The sequence below is a fragment of the Mycobacterium sp. Root265 genome (assembly GCF_001428895.1).
GTDB lineage: Bacteria > Actinomycetota > Actinomycetes > Mycobacteriales > Mycobacteriaceae > Mycobacterium.
Genome location: NZ_LMJA01000028.1, coordinates 319,537 through 336,386, shown reverse-complemented (window position 1 = coordinate 336,386; position 16,850 = coordinate 319,537). Strand labels below are relative to the sequence as shown.

The window sequence follows — 16,850 nt, the reverse complement described above, 5'->3', positions numbered from 1 at the left end:
GCATGACTGCATCGACTGAAGCCCCACCGCTCTCCGACGATGAAGTCACCCTGCTCGACGCGTACTGGCGGGCAGCCAACTATCTGTCGGTCGGCCAGATCTATCTGCTGGACAACCCGCTGCTGCGGCAACCGCTGATCGCCGAGCACGTCAAACCCAGACTGCTCGGGCACTGGGGCACCACACCGGGCCTCAATCTGCTCTACGCACACCTGAACCGGGTGATCACCCAGCGCGATGCCGACGTCATCTACGTCACCGGGCCGGGTCACGGCGGCCCGGGCCTGGTGGCCAATGCCTACCTGGAGGGCACCTACTCCGAGGTGTACACCGGAATCGGCGAGAACACCGCCGGCCTGCAGAAGCTGTTCCGCCAGTTCTCCTTTCCCGGCGGCATCCCCAGCCATGTGGCGCCGGAGACCCCGGGCTCCATCCATGAGGGCGGTGAACTCGGCTATGCACTGGTGCACGCCTACGGCGCCGCGTTCGACAACCCGGACCTGGTGGTCGCCGCCGTCGTCGGTGACGGGGAAGCCGAGACCGGCCCGCTGGCCGCGAGCTGGCATTCCAACAAGTTCCTCGACCCGGTGCGCGACGGCGCGGTGCTGCCGGTGCTGCACCTCAACGGCTACAAGATCGCCAACCCGACCGTGCTGGCCCGTATCCCGCAGGACGAGCTGGAATCGCTGATGCGTGGCTACGGCTACGTGCCGATCACCGTCGCCGGCGACGAACCGGCCGATGTGCACCGGCAACTGGCGGCCGCGCTCGATGACGCGTTCGACCAGATCGCCGCCATCCAGCGTGCCGCCCGCGAGGACGGGCAGACCGGCCGGCCACTGTGGCCGATGATCATCCTGCGCACCCCCAAGGGATGGACCGGTCCGCGCGAGGTGGACGGCAAGAAGGTGGAGGGCACCTGGCGATCCCATCAGGTACCACTCTCCGAGACCCGCACCAATGCAGCACATCTGGATGCACTCGGCACATGGCTGGAAAGCTACCGGCCCCAGGAGCTGTTCGACGAGACCGGAGCGCTTCGCGCCGATCTGCGCGCGCTGGCGCCCGTCGGCACCCGGCGAATGAGCGCCAACCCGCACGCCAACGGCGGGGTGCTGCTGCGCGAGCTGGATCTGCCCCCGATCACCGACTACGCCGTCGAGGTGGAGAATCCGGCGGCCTCGGTCGACGAGGCCACCAAGGTGCTCGGCACCTTCCTGCGCGATGTGATCGCCCGCAACATCGACAACTTCCGGCTGATGGGTCCCGACGAGACGGCCTCCAATCGGCTCTCGGCGGTCTTCGAGGCCACCGACAAGGCTTGGCAGGCCGAGCAATCCGCGGATGACGAGCACCTGGCCCCGGACGGCCGGGTGATGGAGGTGCTCTCCGAGCATCTGTGCCAGGGCTGGCTGGAGGGGTACCTGCTCACCGGCAGGCACGGGTTCTTCAGCTGTTACGAGGCGTTCGTACACATCGTCGATTCCATGGCCAACCAACACGCGAAATGGCTGGCGACCACCAACACCCTCGACTGGCGACGGCCCATCGCGTCCCTGAATTATCTTCTGACGTCCCATGTCTGGCGCCAGGACCACAACGGCGCCTCGCACCAGGATCCCGGCTTCATCGACCACATCGCCAACAAGCGCCCCGAGGTGGTGCGGGTATATCTGCCACCGGATGCCAACAGCCTGCTGTCGGTGGCCGATCACTGCCTGCGCAGCCGCCAGTACATCAATGTCATCGTCGCCGGTAAGCAGCCCGCCCTGAATTACCTGAGCATGGATGAGGCCATTGCGCACTGCACGCGCGGAGCCGGCATCTGGGAGTGGGCGGGCTCAGAACACGACACCGGTGCCCCGGATGTGGTGTTGGCCTGCGCCGGCGATATCCCGACACTGGAAACCGTTGCCGCAGCCGATATCCTGCGGCGCCGACTGCCCGGCTTGTCGGTGCGCGTCGTCAACGTGGTGGACATCATGCGGTTGCAGCCGCAGACCGAGCACCCGCACGGGATGGCCGACCACGAATTCGACGCGCTGTTCACCACCGACAAACCGATCATCTTCGCCTATCACGGCTATCCGTGGCTCATCCACCGGCTGGCCTACCGGCACGCCAACCACAGCCAGCTGCACGTCCGCGGCTTCAAGGAGCGCGGCACCACCACCACGCCGTTCGACATGGTGATGCTCAACGACCTGGATCGGTTCCATCTCGTGATCGACGTCATCGACCGCGTGGACGGGCTGGGCAGCAACGCCGCGGGCCTGCGCCAGGAAATGGTCGACGCCCGGCTGGCCGCCCGGCGCTACACCAGGGAACACGGCGAGGACGATCCCGCCATCACCGGCTGGACCTGGGAGCGCCTCGACTAGAGGCTTCGCTCCATGGGTCCGCCCGCACATCATGGGTACCGCGGGCTGCGGCTTCGGTCCGTGTGTCCCACGTCTGGGTGAGACCACTTTCACACTCACCGAGTTCGGCGTCCCCGTCGTCGCCGTGCTCACCGTCGCGGCGTCCTTCTTCACCGCACGCCGGCGCGGCGGGGTGCTCGTGCCCGTCGTCGCGTGGACGCTGATAACACTCGCTGCGGTCGTCCTGCACTTCGCATTCCGCTCACAAGCCGCCCGCAGGCAACTGATCACGCGTTTGCCGACGGCGACAGGCTCGGCTTTCGCCCACCGCACCGGTGTCCGCCAAACGGATGACCCCATCCGCGATTAACGTGCGCATACCGCACACACAGCGGTGTTCGCGGGATTGGTGCAAGGCCACAGGTACGGGTAACTATGGTGCTAGACATAGTTGCTGGCTCCGTGCGAACGAGCCGGCCGCCTGTCACCGCTTCTGACACTGAGGGGTTTCGTGGACCTGGAGGGCCTGATCGGCGGGGGGCTGAACCTCCTCGGCGGCGTCGCCAAGCGGGCTCCGCTCGCCGGCGACGTGCTGCCGCTGCTCGCCGACGCCGAACGCGCGGTGGTGCGGGTGATGCGCAGGCACCTCACCGATCTCGATCCGCCCGCCGCGGTGACCGCCGGGGACACCGAGGAGAGCGTCACTCCCAATCAGTTGCTCCGCACCCTGCTGGACCGCTCGATGTACACCAGCCCGGACAAGAGCCGCGACGCGCTTTACCTGGATCTGCTGGAGGCACTGGTGCCCGATGAGGCGCGCATCCTGGCCGCCCTCTCCGACGGCTCGGCCTACCCCGTCATCCACGTCGCCGAACCCGGTAGCGGTGGCAGCGCCGCCTACGCGCTGAAGAACGCCTCGACGGTGGGGCGTTCGGCCGGGGTGTCCCTGCCGCGGTACACCCCGCTGTACCTGACCCGGATGCTCGACCTCGGCCTGGTCCGGCTGGGTCCGGAGGCCACGTCCATGTACGACGAATACGAAATGTTACTGACCGACTCGGTGGTGAACGTCGCTCTGGCCACCGCGCGACGCGGTGTCCGGTCCGCACGGGTGGTCCGGCGCACCGTTCGCATCAGCGATCTCGGTCAAGAGTTGTGGGAGGCAGCGAAATGAGCGACCTATGGGAGAACGCGTTCTCCTATCCCCTGTGGGTGTACATCACCATTCCGCTCGGTGCGGCCTTCGTCGGGTGGATCACCAAGATCCTCGCGCTGAAGATGATGTTCTATCCCGTCGAATTCAAGGGCATCAAGCCCTATCTCGGCTGGCAGGGCCAGATACCCAAGCGGGCCCCGAAAATGGCTGCGGTCGCGGTGGATTCGCTGACCTCGGGGATCCTGAAACCCGAAGAACTGTTCGACAAGATCGATCCGGACGAGCTCGTCAACGAACTCGGCGAGCCCCTGCGCGAGGCCGCCGAGGAACTCGTCAACGCCATGATGATGTCGTTCCAGCCGCAGGTCTGGCGAGCCACCCCCGATCAGGTCAAGGACCTCATCGTCAGCAATGTCGAGGGCCGCATCCCTGCGGCGGCACGCGGCATGTTCGAGGAGTTCCGCGGTCAGGTCGACCAGATCTTCGACATCAAGCACATGGTGGTGACCAACCTGGTGCGCGACAAGGCCACCCTCAACGCGGTTTTCGAGGACATCGGGCGCCCGGCATTCTCCTTCCTGATCAAATCCGGGCTCTACTTCGGGTTCATCATCGGCGTGGTGCAAATGCTCGTCTTCGGTGTCACCGGCTGGCACCTCGCGCTGCCGCTGTTCGGTCTGCTCACCGGTGGCCTCACCGACTGGGTTGCGCTGCAGATGATCTTCCGGCCGCTGGAACGCAAGAACATCTTCCTCGGCATCAAATGGCAGGGCGTGTTCCAGGCCCGCCGCAAGGAAGTGATCCGCGGCTACGCCGCACTGATGGCCCGCGAGATCTTCACCCCGAAAGCCATCATGGAGAGCCTGCTGACCGGCCCGATGTCGGACAAATTCTTCGACATCATCCAGGCCGAGATCGGTCGCACCATCGACAGCCAGATGGGCTTCGCGGGCCGGGTGGTCAACGTGCTCGGCGGCCGGCAGTACCAGGAGATGAAGGTCCAGATCGCCAACTCGATCATCGAGAAGCTCCCGGAAACCTCCTCCTACATCGAGGAATACGCGGCCAGCCGGCTCGACCTGGAGAACGTCATGGTCGAGAAGATGGACGGGTTGGACTCGTTGTCCTACGAGAACCTGCTTCGGCCGGCCTTCAAGGATGACGAGTGGATCATCGTGGTGCTGGGCGCCGCCCTCGGCTTCCTGTGCGGTGAGCTGCAGTCCCAGCTCATCCTGCTGCTGGCCGGCTGAGACCGGTCACGCCGGCCGGGCCCGCGCCGACGCCGGCGCCCCGGTCGGGAGCGGATATCCGGTGAAACGTTCCCGCAGGGTCGATTCGGTGTACTCGGTGCGGAACAGGCCGCGCTCCTGCAGGATCGGCACCACCTCGTCGACAAAGATCTCCAGCCCGTCCGGGAACACGTCGGGCATCAGGTTGAATCCGTCGGCAGCACCGGCCAGGAACCACTGCTCGATGGCGTCGGCGACATCGACGGGCGTGCCGACCACGACGCGGTGCCCGGCACCGCTGAACTCACGGATGGCCTCCCGCAGCGTCAGACCCCGGCTCTCGACCAGCCGGACCACCGACTCCCGGAACCCCAGCGAGGCACCGAACTTCGCCGGATCCCGCACCTCACCGAGCAGGTGCCCGGGCACCGGCCCGTCCAGGGCGTAGCCGGACAGATCCTCACCGAGCACCTGCGACAACCGCTCGATGTCATGGCCCGCCGGCAACAGTGCGCTCTGCCGCTCGTAGCGCCGCTGTGCCTCGGCCGTGGTGCTGCCGATCGTGGTGATCAATCCCGGCAGGATCTTGACATCGCTGCGCCGGCGACCGGTGGCCACCGCGACATCCTTGACGTGGCGGTAGTGTTCCACGCCCGCCCCCAGGTCGAGTTCCGCACTGAACACCGCGTCGGCGGCACGGCCGGCCAGTTCGCGACCCTGCGGTGAGCCACCGGCCTGCACCAGCAACGGATATCCCTGCGGCGACTGCCCTTGCGGCAGCGAACCGACCACGGTGAAGAACTCACCCTGATGGTCGATTCCGCGGGCACCGGCGTCGGCGGCGTCCTGCCACAGTGCCCGCACCACATCCACGAACTCGGCGGCGCGCCGGTACCTGGTCGGCCGGTCCGGGTAGTCGGCCAGCCCGAAGTTGCCCCCGGCGGGCAGCGAGTAGGTGGTGACCACGTTCCAGGCGCACCGGCCCTGCGACAGCTGATCCAGCCCGAGCAGGCGGTGCGCGAGTTCCACCGGATCGTTGAAGGTCGACGACAACGTGCCGATCAGCCCGAGGTGCTCGGTCTCGGCCGCCACCGACGCCAGGATGACACTCGGTTCCAACGCCTGCGACGGCCGCAGCGCGGGATGCTCGCGCAACGCGGGACCGTCGGCCAGGAACAGTGCGTCGAGCAGCCCGCGTTCGGCGATCTTGGCCATCCGGACGTAGTAGCCCGGATCGGCGAACGCGGTGGGCGCTTCGCTGCTGAGTTGCCAGGAACCGGTGTGGATCCCGACATTGAGCACATTGACGTTGAGGATCAGGTTGTCGGTCAAGCCCATCAGTCTGCGCCCCATCACAATCGGCCGCCCGGGTTCGGAACGGCATCGAAAACAGCTGCGTGCCCGGACAGATCCGGACTGTCCGGGACCGGGAGACGCAGCCGCTGACGCAGCGTGCCCTCCCCCGGGCCACCGATCACACCGCGGCGCCGCGCCGCGGGTAACACCCGGTCCAGCACATGGTCGAACACATGCGGAGCCACCCGCAGCAGCACACCCTGTGCCGCCGGGATACCGGCGATCCGGTCGAGCGTCGCCGCGATCGAGTGCAGTGCCCGCACCCTGATCACGACCGGGGTGCCGTCCGGTACTGGTTCGCGGTCCTCGACCACCACAAGGTCCGCCCCCGACGGTGCGACAGCGCCGCCCCGGGCGGCCTGACGCCAGACCGGCAGATCGCCCTGGACCGAACCCGGAACGTTCAGTGGTCCGGTGATCGCGTATCCACCGCGCACGTCGGCGCGCCGGATCTGCGTCACGTCGGCGAACACGCCCGCCGCCGTGTCGCCGAGCACGGATTCCAAAGGCCATGTCCGCCAGAGCGTCCGGACGGCGTGTACCGCGTCGTCGGTGTGCGTGGCATCGAGGGCGGCGCCCGTCCAAGTGTCGCTGGCGGCGTTGAGGGCGATGCTGTGATCGAAATCGAGTGCCAGCCAGCCGACCCGGCCCTGGGCCGCGTGGTCCACCGATATCAGCCGGCGGGCCAGGTTGTAGGGATGGTCGCGGTGTCCCGCCGCCGACACCACCAGGCCCAGCCGGGTGCTGTGCCGGGCCGCGATCGTCGCGACGAGCGACGGATCCAGGGTCACCGTGCCGGCGTGGGTCGACTCACCCCGTTCGGCACCGATCACCCAGTAGCCCACCCCCGCGGACTCCAGTCGCCGGGCCAGCCCGGCAATTCCGCGGGCCGGCGCTTCGGCTCCCACCCTGCGGTCGGCGACCCCGTCGCCGACCACCTCCACCCCGACCGATAGTGCGACAGCCATGCCTTCGACGCTACGTCGCGACGTGGTTCAGACAACGGTTGCGCTCACGGCAACTCCAAATGCATGACGGGTCAATGCGTGCTCGGACAACAGTTAAGTACAGGTGAAGTGTCGGCTTAATGTTCCTTAAGGGCCGAATGGTGGTCACCGGGCTGCGGGCGGCATAACTTCCTCAGGGTGTTGAACACAACGCTGCACCGCATCGCACAGTCGATCGTGGTGATCGTGCTGGCCTACACGGCAGTGTTTTTCGTGCTGAACGTGCTTCCAGGCGACCCGATCGAGCAACAGATATCCAATCCGGAGAACCCCATCTCCGAAGAGGACGCGCAGGTCCTGCGGGACTACTACCGTCTCAGTGAACCGGCGATCGTCCAGTTCGGTGTGTCGGTACAGCGTTTGTTCACAGGCGATCTCGGCTATTCGCTCAACAGCGGCCAGCCGGTGTCCGAGCTGCTGGCCCACGCCCTGCCCTCCACGGCCGCGCTGGCCGGGGTGGCGTTCGTGCTCGCCGCCGCGCTCGGTCTGGCCATCGCGCTGGCAGCGGTCTTCGCACCGTGGCCCGCAGCACGCGAAGTGGCCCGCTCGATTCCGCCGGCGTTCTTGTCGATCCCGGTGTTCGTCACCGGCCTCATTGCCCTACAGCTTTTCTCGTTCAGTCTCGGCTGGGTGTCGGCGGTCCGCGACGAGGGGTTCAGTTCGACACTGCTGGCCGCGATACCGCTGGCCCTGCCGGTGGCCGCACCGATAGCCCAGGTCCTGATACAGGGGTTGAGCAATGCCGCAGGACAACCCTACGTCGAGGTGCTGCGGGCAAAAGGGCTGAGCGAGAACCGGATCGTCTTCGGCCATCTGCTGAAGAACGGATCGATTCCCACCCTCACCATCGTGGCGATCACGGTCGGGGAACTGCTCGCGGGCTCGGTCATCACCGAGACGATCTTCAACCGCACCGGGATCGGCTACCTCACCGAGACCGCGGTCCGCAATCAGGACACTCCCATCATCCAGGCGGTCGTCATCACCGTGTCGGTGACGTTCGTCCTGATCAACCTCATCGTCGATGTGCTCTATCCGCTGATCGACCCGCGCATCGGCACGGCAACCAAGAGCCAGGTGGTACCGGCATGACCGTCGTCGAAGCGCTGCCCGCACCGCAGACCTCCCGCATTCCGCAGCGGCTGCGCCTGAGTGTGTGGGATGTCCCGCCGATCCTGTTCCTGCTGCTGGTCGCCGCGATGATCATCGCGCCGGGCACCATCGCGCCCTACGACCCGCTGCAGGAGAACCCGGCGCTGCCGCTGGCCGGGCCCACCCTGGCGCACCCGTTCGGCACCGACTACATCGGCCGCGACCTGCTCAGCAGAGTCATCGCGGGAACCGCCGCCACCATCGCCGGCTCGTTCATCGCGGTCATCATCGGGTTGCTGGCCGGAACGATCCTCGGCCTGCTCGCGGCGTACTTCGGCCGGGCCACCGACAGCATCATCAGCCGGATCATCGACGTGCTGCTGTCCATCCCCACCCTGCTGCTGTCCATCACCATCATCGTCGCGCTGGGGTTCGGCACCGTGAATGCCGCCATCGCCGTAGGGGTTTCCTCCATCGCGGTGTTCGCCCGGCTGGCCCGCTCCGAGGTACTCGCCACCCGCAACCTGCCCTTCGTCGAGGCCAGCGAACACCTCGGCGCCAGCCACCTGACGTTGCTGTTCCGTCACGTGTTGCCCAACTCCTACTCCGCGGTGCTGTCGCTGGCGGCCCTGCAGTTCGGGACCGCCATCCTGGCCATCGCGTCGCTGAGCTTCCTCGGTTACGGCGCGCAGCCGCCGGATCCCGAATGGGGACTGCTGATCTCCGAGGGCCGCAACTACATCAACTCTGCACCCGGCCTGGTCTACTTCCCGGCGGTGGCCATCGTGCTGACGGTGATGAGTCTGTCCCGGCTCGCCCAACTCATCCGAAAGAAGGTCGGTTGACATGAGTTCGCCTATATTGCTGTCGGTTTCCGGGCTCGACATCGAGTACACCACCCGGTCCGGTGTACGCCCGGTGGTCCGGGACGTATCCCTGGAGGTCGAGCAGGGCCGGGTGGTCGCCGTGGTCGGTCAGTCCGGGTCGGGCAAGTCCACCATCGCCCGCGCCGTCCAGGGTCTGCTGCCCGAGAACGGACGCGTCACCGCGGGCCACATCTCGATCGCCGGTGCCGAGGTCACCGGACTGTCCCCGGGCGAATGGCGCGAACTGCGCGGCACCTCCATCGGTTTCGTGCCGCAGGATCCGCTCGGTTCCCTCGACCCACTGAAGAAGGTCGGCGATCAGGTGGCCGAGGTGCTGATCGTGCACCGCCTTGCCGGCAGGCAGGCGGCCCGCCGGCGGGCGGTCGAGCTGCTCGACACCGTGGGCATCAAGGAACCCGCGCGCCGCGCCGAGGACTACCCCCATCAGCTTTCGGGCGGCCAGCTGCAACGCGTCCTCATCGCCATCGCGATAGCGGGTGACCCGGCGCTGCTGATCGCCGATGAACCGACCTCTGCCCTCGATGTCACTGTCCAGCAACGGATCCTCGATCTGTTGGATGACCTGCGCCGGGACCGCGGCCTCGGCGTCGTGTTCATCACCCACGATCTCGCGCTGGCCGAACACCACAGCGACAGCGTGGTCGTGCTGCACGAGGGTCACGTCCGTGAGGCCGGACCGACGACGACGGTGCTGATCAACCCGCAGGCCGAGTACACCCGCCAGCTCATCGCCGACGCGCCCGCACTGTCCCCCGACAAGTACGCGCGGGCCACCGAGGCGCCCGATGGCAAACCGATACTGCAGGTGACCGATCTGGTGAAACGCTACGGCGACACCCCGGTGCTGGACGGGGTCTCCCTGGAGGTCCAGCGCGCCACCATCCACGCACTCGTCGGTGAATCGGGTTCGGGAAAGACCACCGCGGCCCGGGTGCTCGCCGGTCTGACCGCCTTCGACGCCGGCCAGGTGCGCGTCGACGGCGTCGTCCGGGAACCGCATCGCGCGCTGGACCGGGACCGGCAGCGCGCACAGGCCCGCGTCCTGCAGATGGTGCATCAGAATCCGCTGGCCTCGTTGGACCCTCGGTTCACCATCGAGGAGGCCATCGCAGAACCGTTGCGGATCAACCGCATCGGCTCCCGGCGGGATCGCCGCCGCGAGGTCACCCAGGCGCTCGACCGGGTCGGGCTGCCTGCGGGACTCGCCGAGCGCAAGCCGGGCGAGATCTCCGGCGGGCAACGCCAGCGGGTCGTGCTGGCCCGGGCGCTGGTGCTCAGCCCGCCCATCCTGGTACTCGACGAACCCACCTCCGCGCTCGACGTCACCGTGCAGGCGCAAGTGGTGGATCTGCTCATCGAGCTGCAACGCGAGCTCGCCCTGACCTATCTGTTCATCTCGCATGACCTGAGCCTGGTCCGTCAGATCGCCGATCAGGTCAGCGTGCTCGAGCACGGACGCCTGGTGGAGACCGGACCGGTCTCGCGGGTGTTCGCCGCACCGTCCGCGCCGTACACGCAGCGCCTGCTCGACGCGGTGCCGGGCGCACCGGCCCGGGCCGCATGACCGGCCTGCGGCGCACGGCCGTCGTTCTGCTTGCCGCCCTGCTCACCTCGTGCAGTACCGGGGAGCCCGCACCGCAGGCCGGTGACGGTGCACGCGGCGGCCACCTGACGTATCTGGACGCCGAAGCGCCGGCCGCGCTGCAGATCCAGGTCAGTTACTGGCAGAACAGCCTGCTGAAGGACCAGATGCTGGACCGGCTGGTCTACCAGGACCCCAAGACCTTCGACTACGTGCCGTGGATCGCCGAGAAGTGGACGGTCGACAATGCCCATCTGGTGTACGAGTTCACCATCCGCGACGGAGTGACCTACAGCAACGGCCAACCCCTGGACGCCGAATCGGTGCGCCGCAACCTGCAATGGCAGGCCAACGGCGACAAAGAGAAGGGCATCACCCGCAACAGCTACTTCCCCAAGATCGCCTTGGTTACCGCGGACAACGAACGCCGCACCGTGCGGGTGACGCTCCCCGAACCGTATGCGCCGTTCATCGCAGTGCTCTCGCTGAACACCGCGGGCCTGGTCGCCGACGCCACCATTGATGCCAGTAAGGAAACCCAGTCTGTCGTCACGAATCTCATCGGTTCCGGACCGTTCTACGCGGAGTCCCAGATCCCGGACAAGCAGATCGTGCTCGCCAAGCGGCGGGGCTACGACTGGGCCCCGGCCACCGCGCCGCATCAGGGTGAGGCCTATCTGGACAGCATCACCGTCATCCCGGTGACCGAGGACAGCGTCCGGGTCGGGGCGCTGCGGGCCGGGCAGGCCGACGCCATCCGCTACGCCCAACCGCCCGACGAACGGCTGCTGGACCGCGAAGGATTCGACGTGCGCGGGTTGCGCACCCCGGGCCTGGCCAACACCCTCGACGTCCGGCAGAGCGCGCCGTTCATGGCCGATGTCAACGTCCGCAAGGCCATCGGGTTCGGCATCGACCGCAACGAGATCTTGCGCACGCTGTACACCGAGCACTGGCAGCCGGCCCAGAACATCGTGACCAAGAATTTCCCGGGCTACACCGACCGCAGCGATGCCGTCCGTTATGACCCCAAAGAAGCGGTCCGGCGGCTGGAGGCGTCGGGCTGGACCCAGACCGACGGCGAGGGCTACCGCGTCAAGAACGGTGAGCAGCTGTCGGCACTGATCTATGTCGACGTCTACGACCACACCGCCAAACCGATGTACGAGTTGATCCAGCGCCAGCTCAAGCGCATCGGGATCCGGCTCGTGATCCGCCAGACCGATTTCGCCAACTACCCCACGGCCAGCATCGAGGACTCGGTGGGGCTGCGGCGCAACGGCTGGCCGACAGCCGACCCCGTCAGGCTGTGGCAGAACTACGGCAGCAAGGGCGGTGACCTCTACGCGCTCGACGGTGCCGATCCCGCCATCGACCGGCTGCTGGATGCCCAGATCTCGGCGACCGATCCGCAGCAACGGCTGAAGCTGCTGCAGGAGTACAACAACTACGTCATCGACAACGCCTACTCGGTGCCGTTGCTCGAAGACACCCAGATCTTCGCGGTGGCGCCGCGCGTTCAGGGATTCGCGAACGCCGCCAACTCGGTGCCGTGGTTCTACGACACCTGGATCGATGATTCGCACACGCTCACCACGGGAAAGGACTGATCCGATGACCACCGAATCCGTACTGAACGGGTCCGCCGCACCGCACGCGAACGAGCTACAGGATGTGCTCGACGCGATCGCGGCCGACTATCGCAACAGGCTCGCCGACGGTGGCGACCAGCCGCCGAACTTCGGGCTGCAGCTGGTCCGGGAGCACCGGCTGGGTGCCGTGCGCCTAGGCACCGAGTACGGCGGGGCCGGTTTCACGGTGCCCCAGTTCTTCTCCTTCGTCATCTCGCTGGCCGAGGCCGACCCCGATCTGGCCCATATCCTGCGCGTGCACTACGCCCAGACCGAGGAACTCCAGCGGGTGACCCACCGGGGTACCTCGGACCGCTGGCTGGCCTTCATCGCCGACGGAAACCTGATCGGAGGCACCAACTCCGAGCTCAGCAGCGCCCGGGTGGGCGGGCAGAGCTATGACACCAAACTGGTGCGCACCGCCGACGGATTACGGTTGACCGGCCGCAAGTTCTACAGCACCGGCGCCCAGTTCTCGGATCGTCTGCGCGTCAGCGCCGAGAACGAGGACGGTACGCCCATCGGTGTCGTGATCCCGGTGGACCGCGCCGGAGTCGTGCACGCCGATGACTGGGACGGTATCGGGCAGCGCCACACCGGTAGCGGCACAACACTGTTCGAAGATGTCGTGGTCGAGGACGACGAGGTGGTGCACCTGGGTACCGACATCGGGGTCGACCGGTCACGCGGCGCGCTGGTCCAGTTGTATCTGCACGCCATCGCCGCAGGCATTCTGCGTGCGGTCACCACCGACGCCGCCGGCGTGGTGCGCGATCGGCACCGCACCTACACCTTCGCCACTGCGGACACGCCGTCCCAAGATCCCCAGCTGCTGGAGATCGTCGGCGAGATCGACGCGGTCGGCTACGCCGCGGAGGCCCTGGTACTCAGTGCGGCAGCCGAACTCGCGCCGGCGCTGGCTGCGGGCCGGGCGACCGGTATCGACGCGAAGCTGGAGACCAAAGCCTCAGTCGCGGCCGCCCGGGTGAAGGTGGCCATCGAGGAACCCGCCCTGCGGGCGGCGTCGCGCCTCTTCGATGTCGGTGGCGCCTCCTCGGTGCGATCGTCGGCGCACCTGGACCGGCACTGGCGCAATCTGCGCACGCTTTTCTCGCACAACCCGACCGTGTACAAGGCCCGGGTACTCGGCGATATCGCGGTGAACGGCGCCGATCTGCCCAACACCGGGTTCTTCTGAGCCGAACGACTTTCTTCTGACCTGAACGACGAAGCCGGCCCCGACATTGCGTCGGGGCCGGCGTTTTCGTCGTCATGCAGAGGTGGCACCGACCAACGGAGCCTCTGTGCCCAGATGTTCGGGCCGGATGGACCGGTGGCCGGCAACCTGTGCCGCGATCGCATCGAGGCGGCGCACCTGCGCCTCGTCGAGCGCCACCGACACCGCGCCCACGTTCTCGCGCAGGTACTCGACGTGGCGGGTACCCGGTATCGGCACCACGTCCTGACCGCGGGACAGCACCCAGGCCAGCGCGACCTGTCCGGGCTGCACGCCGATCTCGGCGGCGATGGCCGCCACGGTATCGGCCAGTTCGCGGTTGTGGTCGAAGGCGTCGGCACCGAAACGCGGGTGCTTGAGCTGGATACCGCCGACGTCCTCGCGAGAGCGCACCCGGCCGGTCAGCCAGCCCCGCCCCAGCGGCGAATACGGCACGATGCCGATGCCGAGTTCACGGGCCACCGGAACGGTGTCGTCCTCGATGTCCCGTGTGAAGATCGACCATTCGTTCTGCACCGCGGCGATGGGATGCACGGCGTGCGCACGGCGCAGGGTCTGCGGGCCGGGCTCGGACAGGCCGATGTGCCGGATCTTGCCCGCGGTGACGAGTTCCGCCAGCGCTCCGACCGTCTCCTCGATGGGAACCTGCGGATCGACCCGGTGCTGGTAGTACAGGTCGACGTGGTCGATCCCCAACCGCCGCAACGACCCCTCGATGGCGCTGCGGACGTACTCGGGCCTGCCGTCGAGCGCCCGCGCGTCCGGGTTGGTGTCGCGATCCAGGGCGTTGCCGAACTTGGTGGCGATGACCAGCGAGTCCCGGCGTCCGCGGATGGCCCGGCCGAGCAGCTGCTCGCTGAACTCCGGCCCGTAGACATCGGCGGTATCGAACAACGTCACCCCGAGATCGATGGCCGCGTCGACGAGTTCGGTGGCCTGATTTTCGTCGGCGGGTCCGGCCGAGGTGCGAAAGCTCATGAATCCCAGGCCGATCGCGGAGACTTCCGGTCCGTCGGTGCCGAGCTTGCGGGTGGGCAGCGTAGTCATTCGATTCTCCTTGTCGTGGATCGGGTCAGGACCCGTGGAACGGCTCGCCGGACACCGGTTCGGATTCGCGGCCGTCGACGCCTCGGGGTACGTCACCCTCGAGGGTCACCCGGTAGAGCACCCGGTCGTAGTCGAGATGGCCGGCATCCGAGATGGCCAGGTGGGCGGTGGCTCGATTGTCCCAGAACGCGATGCTTCCCGGAGCCCAGCGGAAACGAACGGTGTACTCGGTGCGGGTTGCTTCCTCCCACAGCAGTTTCAGGATCGATTCGCTCTGCGTCGGCGAGTAGCCGCGGATCTTGCGTGCGCCCCTGGTGAAGCCGGGGCTGACGAACAGCGCCCGCTCACCGGTCACCGGGTGCACCCGGACCGCCGGATGGTAGGACACCAGATTGGCCTCGCGCACCTTGCGCTCGCGTTGGCTGCCCGCCGCCGCGCGGCTGTTGAACTGATGCTTGATGTCCAGCTTGTCTGCGAACTCGCGCAGATCCTTGGGCAGATTCTCGTACGCCGCAACGAGGTTCGTCCATGCGGTGTCCCCGCCGTAGGGCGGCAGGATGTGTGCTCGCAGGATCGAGGCGGCCGGCGGGTTGATCAGCGCGGTGACATCGGTGTGCCAGCTGTTGTCATACGACGTCCGCTTGCGGCCCAGCGTGCGCTCGTAGCGGCGGCTGTCGATCGGCAGGATCTCCGGGAACCCCTCCGGCGGATCCTCCTCGTGCGGATGGGCCGGCGTCACCTTGCCGAAGTCGCGCGCGAAGGCGATCTGCTCGGCGTGCCCGATCTCCTGGTCGCGGAAGAAGATCACCTTGTAGGTGTGCAGCGCGTTGCGGATCTCGTCGACGACGGCGGGTTCCAGCGGGTGCCGCAGGTCGACGCCGCGGATCTCGGCGCCGATGTAGCCGGCCAGTGGTTCGATATCCAGTCCGGTGTCGGTGAGGAGGCGATTGTCGGCGAGGTCTGTCATGGCTCAACTTTCGGGTTCGGCCGCGTGTCGAACAAGCGTGTTTGGCTACCGGAACCATTCAGCTCGGCTTAAGGCCGGATGCCCAGACTTACATTTGCACTGATTCCAGGAACGGTTGCGGCGTAACCCCAGTTCACAGGTCTGCGTCCGGCCGGCACCGCCCCGACGGGCGCTGACCGGGCGATTCGGCTGCGATCATGGACACCGTGAACTGTTGTCCCTGACACCTCTCCCAGCCCGAGAAATATTGTCCCGGCAGCCGCCGCAGGGGGTTCTGATGCTCGATCTTCGCCGAATGATGTTGTTGTCCGATCTGGCCGACCTCGGCTCGGTGACCGCGGTCGCCGAGCGTCGCAGCATCACCAGCTCGGCTGTCTCGCAACAGCTTCGCGTTCTCGAAGAGGAGGCCGGCGCGGTGCTGTTCCGCCGTGAGGGCAGGACACTGGGACTCACCCGAAGCGGACAGGTGCTCGCCGAACACGTGCGCCGGGTACTGGTGGCCGTCGACGAGGCCATGAGCGCGGTGGCCGAGACGCGCGACCGGGTCTCCGGTCAGGTTGCCATCGCGACATTCAACATGGGCCTGCCGATGCTCGCCGCACCGATGATGCGCCAACTCAGCATCGCGGAACCCGATCTGCGGATCCAGGTTCAGCAGGAGACCAGTACCGCGGCACTGCGACTACTGCGCCAGGGCGAGGTTGATATCGCGTTGACCTGCCGGTACGACTTCGTCGGCGAGGAGTCACTCGGAGGGCTGGCGGCCGAACCACTGTTGTACGAACCTCTTGTGCTGCTGGCACCGAAGTCCTCGCATCTGCGGATCCGCAAGCACGGGCTCTCGGCATTGGCCAACGGGCCCTGGGTGACCGGGCCGCAGAACTCCGGGCTCGGGGTGGCGGTGATGCGTGCCGGTGAGAGCGCTGGTTTCACACCGCAGGTCAAGCACCGGCTGATCGGCGCCCAGAACATCTGTGATCTCGCGGCGACGGAGATCGCCTCGGCGATCGTGCCCCGACTGTCGGTGCCCGCGGCATTGCAGGGGTTGATCGTTCCGGAGACGCAGGTCGGCGGTCGCACGATCAGCGCCATCGTGCGCGAGGGCAGGCAGCGCGACCCCAATGTCGCGCTGATCCTGAAGACCCTGCACACGGTCGCCGATGACGCGCTGCCGGCCGAACAGCTCGATGTCGCGTCCTGATGCGCGACAAGCACAGTCGCGCTTCAGCATTCCCGTAGCCAAAGTGCGCTGATCTTCGGTCGGCGAGTCGATACGTTGCTGTGAGTCATTCGTAAACA

The 16,850-nt window shown here is 67.1% G+C and carries 14 protein-coding genes; 10 read left to right on the top strand and 4 right to left on the bottom strand.

Features of this window, described 5'->3' with window-relative positions; all coding sequences use genetic code 11:
• Positions 1–2 precede the first annotated feature (2 nt).
• From ASE48_RS20470 to ASE48_RS20455, 4 genes are all read left to right on the top strand, one after another.
• Positions 3–2,381, top strand: coding sequence for a phosphoketolase family protein (locus ASE48_RS20470; protein ID WP_057168950.1), 2,379 nt, complete (start codon positions 3–5; stop codon positions 2,379–2,381).
• Between the two features lie 31 nt (positions 2,382–2,412).
• Positions 2,413–2,730, top strand: a complete 318-nt coding sequence (locus tag ASE48_RS20465; RefSeq protein ID WP_057168949.1) for a hypothetical protein — start codon at positions 2,413–2,415, stop codon at positions 2,728–2,730.
• Positions 2,731–2,871: 141 nt separating this feature from the next.
• Positions 2,872–3,534 carry an Abi-alpha family protein gene (locus ASE48_RS20460; RefSeq protein ID WP_057168948.1) on the top strand — a complete coding sequence of 221 codons (663 nt, stop codon included), beginning with the start codon at positions 2,872–2,874 and terminating at the stop codon, positions 3,532–3,534.
• Entirely contained in the window at positions 3,531–4,766 is a 1,236-nt protein-coding gene (locus ASE48_RS20455) for a hypothetical protein (protein ID WP_057168947.1), read from the top strand. The genes ASE48_RS20460 and ASE48_RS20455 overlap by 4 nt, the downstream gene beginning before the upstream one ends.
• A 6-nt stretch (positions 4,767–4,772) precedes the next feature.
• Here ASE48_RS20455 and ASE48_RS20450 read toward each other — a convergent pair whose 3' ends face one another.
• Both ASE48_RS20450 and ASE48_RS20445 read right to left on the bottom strand, forming a co-directional pair.
• A complete protein-coding gene (locus tag ASE48_RS20450; RefSeq protein WP_082614306.1) occupies positions 4,773–6,098 on the bottom strand; it encodes an NtaA/DmoA family FMN-dependent monooxygenase in 1,326 nt (441 codons plus the stop codon).
• On the bottom strand, positions 6,098–7,069 hold the full coding sequence (locus ASE48_RS20445) for an LLM class flavin-dependent oxidoreductase (protein WP_057168946.1): 972 nt from the start codon (positions 7,067–7,069) through the stop codon (positions 6,098–6,100). The genes ASE48_RS20450 and ASE48_RS20445 overlap by 1 nt, the downstream gene beginning before the upstream one ends.
• A 177-nt stretch (positions 7,070–7,246) precedes the next feature.
• Here ASE48_RS20445 and ASE48_RS20440 point away from each other — a divergent pair, with 177 nt between their 5' ends.
• The 5 genes from ASE48_RS20440 to ASE48_RS20420 are packed head-to-tail and all read left to right on the top strand — an operon-like array spanning position 7,247 to position 13,498.
• Entirely contained in the window at positions 7,247–8,200 is a 954-nt protein-coding gene (locus ASE48_RS20440; RefSeq protein WP_235571371.1) for an ABC transporter permease, read from the top strand.
• Positions 8,197–9,045: an ABC transporter permease gene (locus tag ASE48_RS20435; RefSeq protein WP_057168945.1), complete on the top strand. Its 849-nt coding sequence runs from the start codon at positions 8,197–8,199 to the stop codon at positions 9,043–9,045. The genes ASE48_RS20440 and ASE48_RS20435 overlap by 4 nt, the downstream gene beginning before the upstream one ends.
• A 1-nt stretch (position 9,046) precedes the next feature.
• Positions 9,047–10,651 carry a dipeptide ABC transporter ATP-binding protein gene (locus ASE48_RS20430; protein ID WP_057168944.1) on the top strand — a complete coding sequence of 535 codons (1,605 nt, stop codon included), beginning with the start codon at positions 9,047–9,049 and terminating at the stop codon, positions 10,649–10,651.
• Complete coding sequence (locus tag ASE48_RS20425) at positions 10,648–12,279, top strand: ABC transporter substrate-binding protein (RefSeq protein ID WP_057168943.1); 1,632 nt, start codon at positions 10,648–10,650, stop codon at positions 12,277–12,279. The genes ASE48_RS20430 and ASE48_RS20425 overlap by 4 nt, the downstream gene beginning before the upstream one ends.
• A 4-nt stretch (positions 12,280–12,283) precedes the next feature.
• Positions 12,284–13,498 carry an acyl-CoA dehydrogenase gene (locus tag ASE48_RS20420; RefSeq protein ID WP_057168942.1) on the top strand — a complete coding sequence of 405 codons (1,215 nt, stop codon included), beginning with the start codon at positions 12,284–12,286 and terminating at the stop codon, positions 13,496–13,498.
• A gap of 72 nt (positions 13,499–13,570) precedes the next feature.
• Here the strand turns inward: ASE48_RS20420 and ASE48_RS20415 are convergent, their stop codons facing one another.
• Together ASE48_RS20415 and ASE48_RS20410 are read right to left on the bottom strand one after the other, a co-directional pair.
• A complete protein-coding gene (locus ASE48_RS20415) occupies positions 13,571–14,584 on the bottom strand; it encodes an aldo/keto reductase (protein ID WP_057168941.1) in 1,014 nt (337 codons plus the stop codon).
• Positions 14,585–14,609: 25 nt separating this feature from the next.
• On the bottom strand, positions 14,610–15,551 hold the full coding sequence (locus ASE48_RS20410) for a TauD/TfdA dioxygenase family protein (RefSeq protein WP_057168940.1): 942 nt from the start codon (positions 15,549–15,551) through the stop codon (positions 14,610–14,612).
• A gap of 277 nt (positions 15,552–15,828) precedes the next feature.
• On the opposite strand from ASE48_RS20410, the gene ASE48_RS20405 reads away from it, so the two are divergent.
• Complete coding sequence (locus ASE48_RS20405; protein ID WP_057168939.1) at positions 15,829–16,752, top strand: LysR family transcriptional regulator; 924 nt, start codon at positions 15,829–15,831, stop codon at positions 16,750–16,752.
• Positions 16,753–16,850 lie beyond the last annotated feature (98 nt).

Excerpts from the sequence above, each read along its gene's own strand:
- ASE48_RS20450 (WP_082614306.1), bottom strand. The coding sequence starts at position 6,098 with ATGGGGCGCAGACTGATGGGCTTGACCGACAACCTGATCCTCAACGTC.
- ASE48_RS20430 (WP_057168944.1), top strand. The coding sequence starts at position 9,047 with ATGAGTTCGCCTATATTGCTGTCGGTTTCCGGGCTCGACATCGAGTAC.
- ASE48_RS20465 (WP_057168949.1), top strand. The coding sequence starts at position 2,413 with ATGGGTACCGCGGGCTGCGGCTTCGGTCCGTGTGTCCCACGTCTGGGT.
- ASE48_RS20470 (WP_057168950.1), top strand. The coding sequence starts at position 3 with ATGACTGCATCGACTGAAGCCCCACCGCTCTCCGACGATGAAGTCACC.
- ASE48_RS20415 (WP_057168941.1), bottom strand. The coding sequence starts at position 14,584 with ATGACTACGCTGCCCACCCGCAAGCTCGGCACCGACGGACCGGAAGTC.
- ASE48_RS20420 (WP_057168942.1), top strand. The coding sequence starts at position 12,284 with ATGACCACCGAATCCGTACTGAACGGGTCCGCCGCACCGCACGCGAAC.
- ASE48_RS20405 (WP_057168939.1), top strand. The coding sequence starts at position 15,829 with ATGCTCGATCTTCGCCGAATGATGTTGTTGTCCGATCTGGCCGACCTC.
- ASE48_RS20425 (WP_057168943.1), top strand. The coding sequence starts at position 10,648 with ATGACCGGCCTGCGGCGCACGGCCGTCGTTCTGCTTGCCGCCCTGCTC.
- ASE48_RS20445 (WP_057168946.1), bottom strand. The coding sequence starts at position 7,069 with ATGGCTGTCGCACTATCGGTCGGGGTGGAGGTGGTCGGCGACGGGGTC.
- ASE48_RS20455 (WP_057168947.1), top strand. The coding sequence starts at position 3,531 with ATGAGCGACCTATGGGAGAACGCGTTCTCCTATCCCCTGTGGGTGTAC.
- ASE48_RS20410 (WP_057168940.1), bottom strand. The coding sequence starts at position 15,551 with ATGACAGACCTCGCCGACAATCGCCTCCTCACCGACACCGGACTGGAT.
- ASE48_RS20435 (WP_057168945.1), top strand. The coding sequence starts at position 8,197 with ATGACCGTCGTCGAAGCGCTGCCCGCACCGCAGACCTCCCGCATTCCG.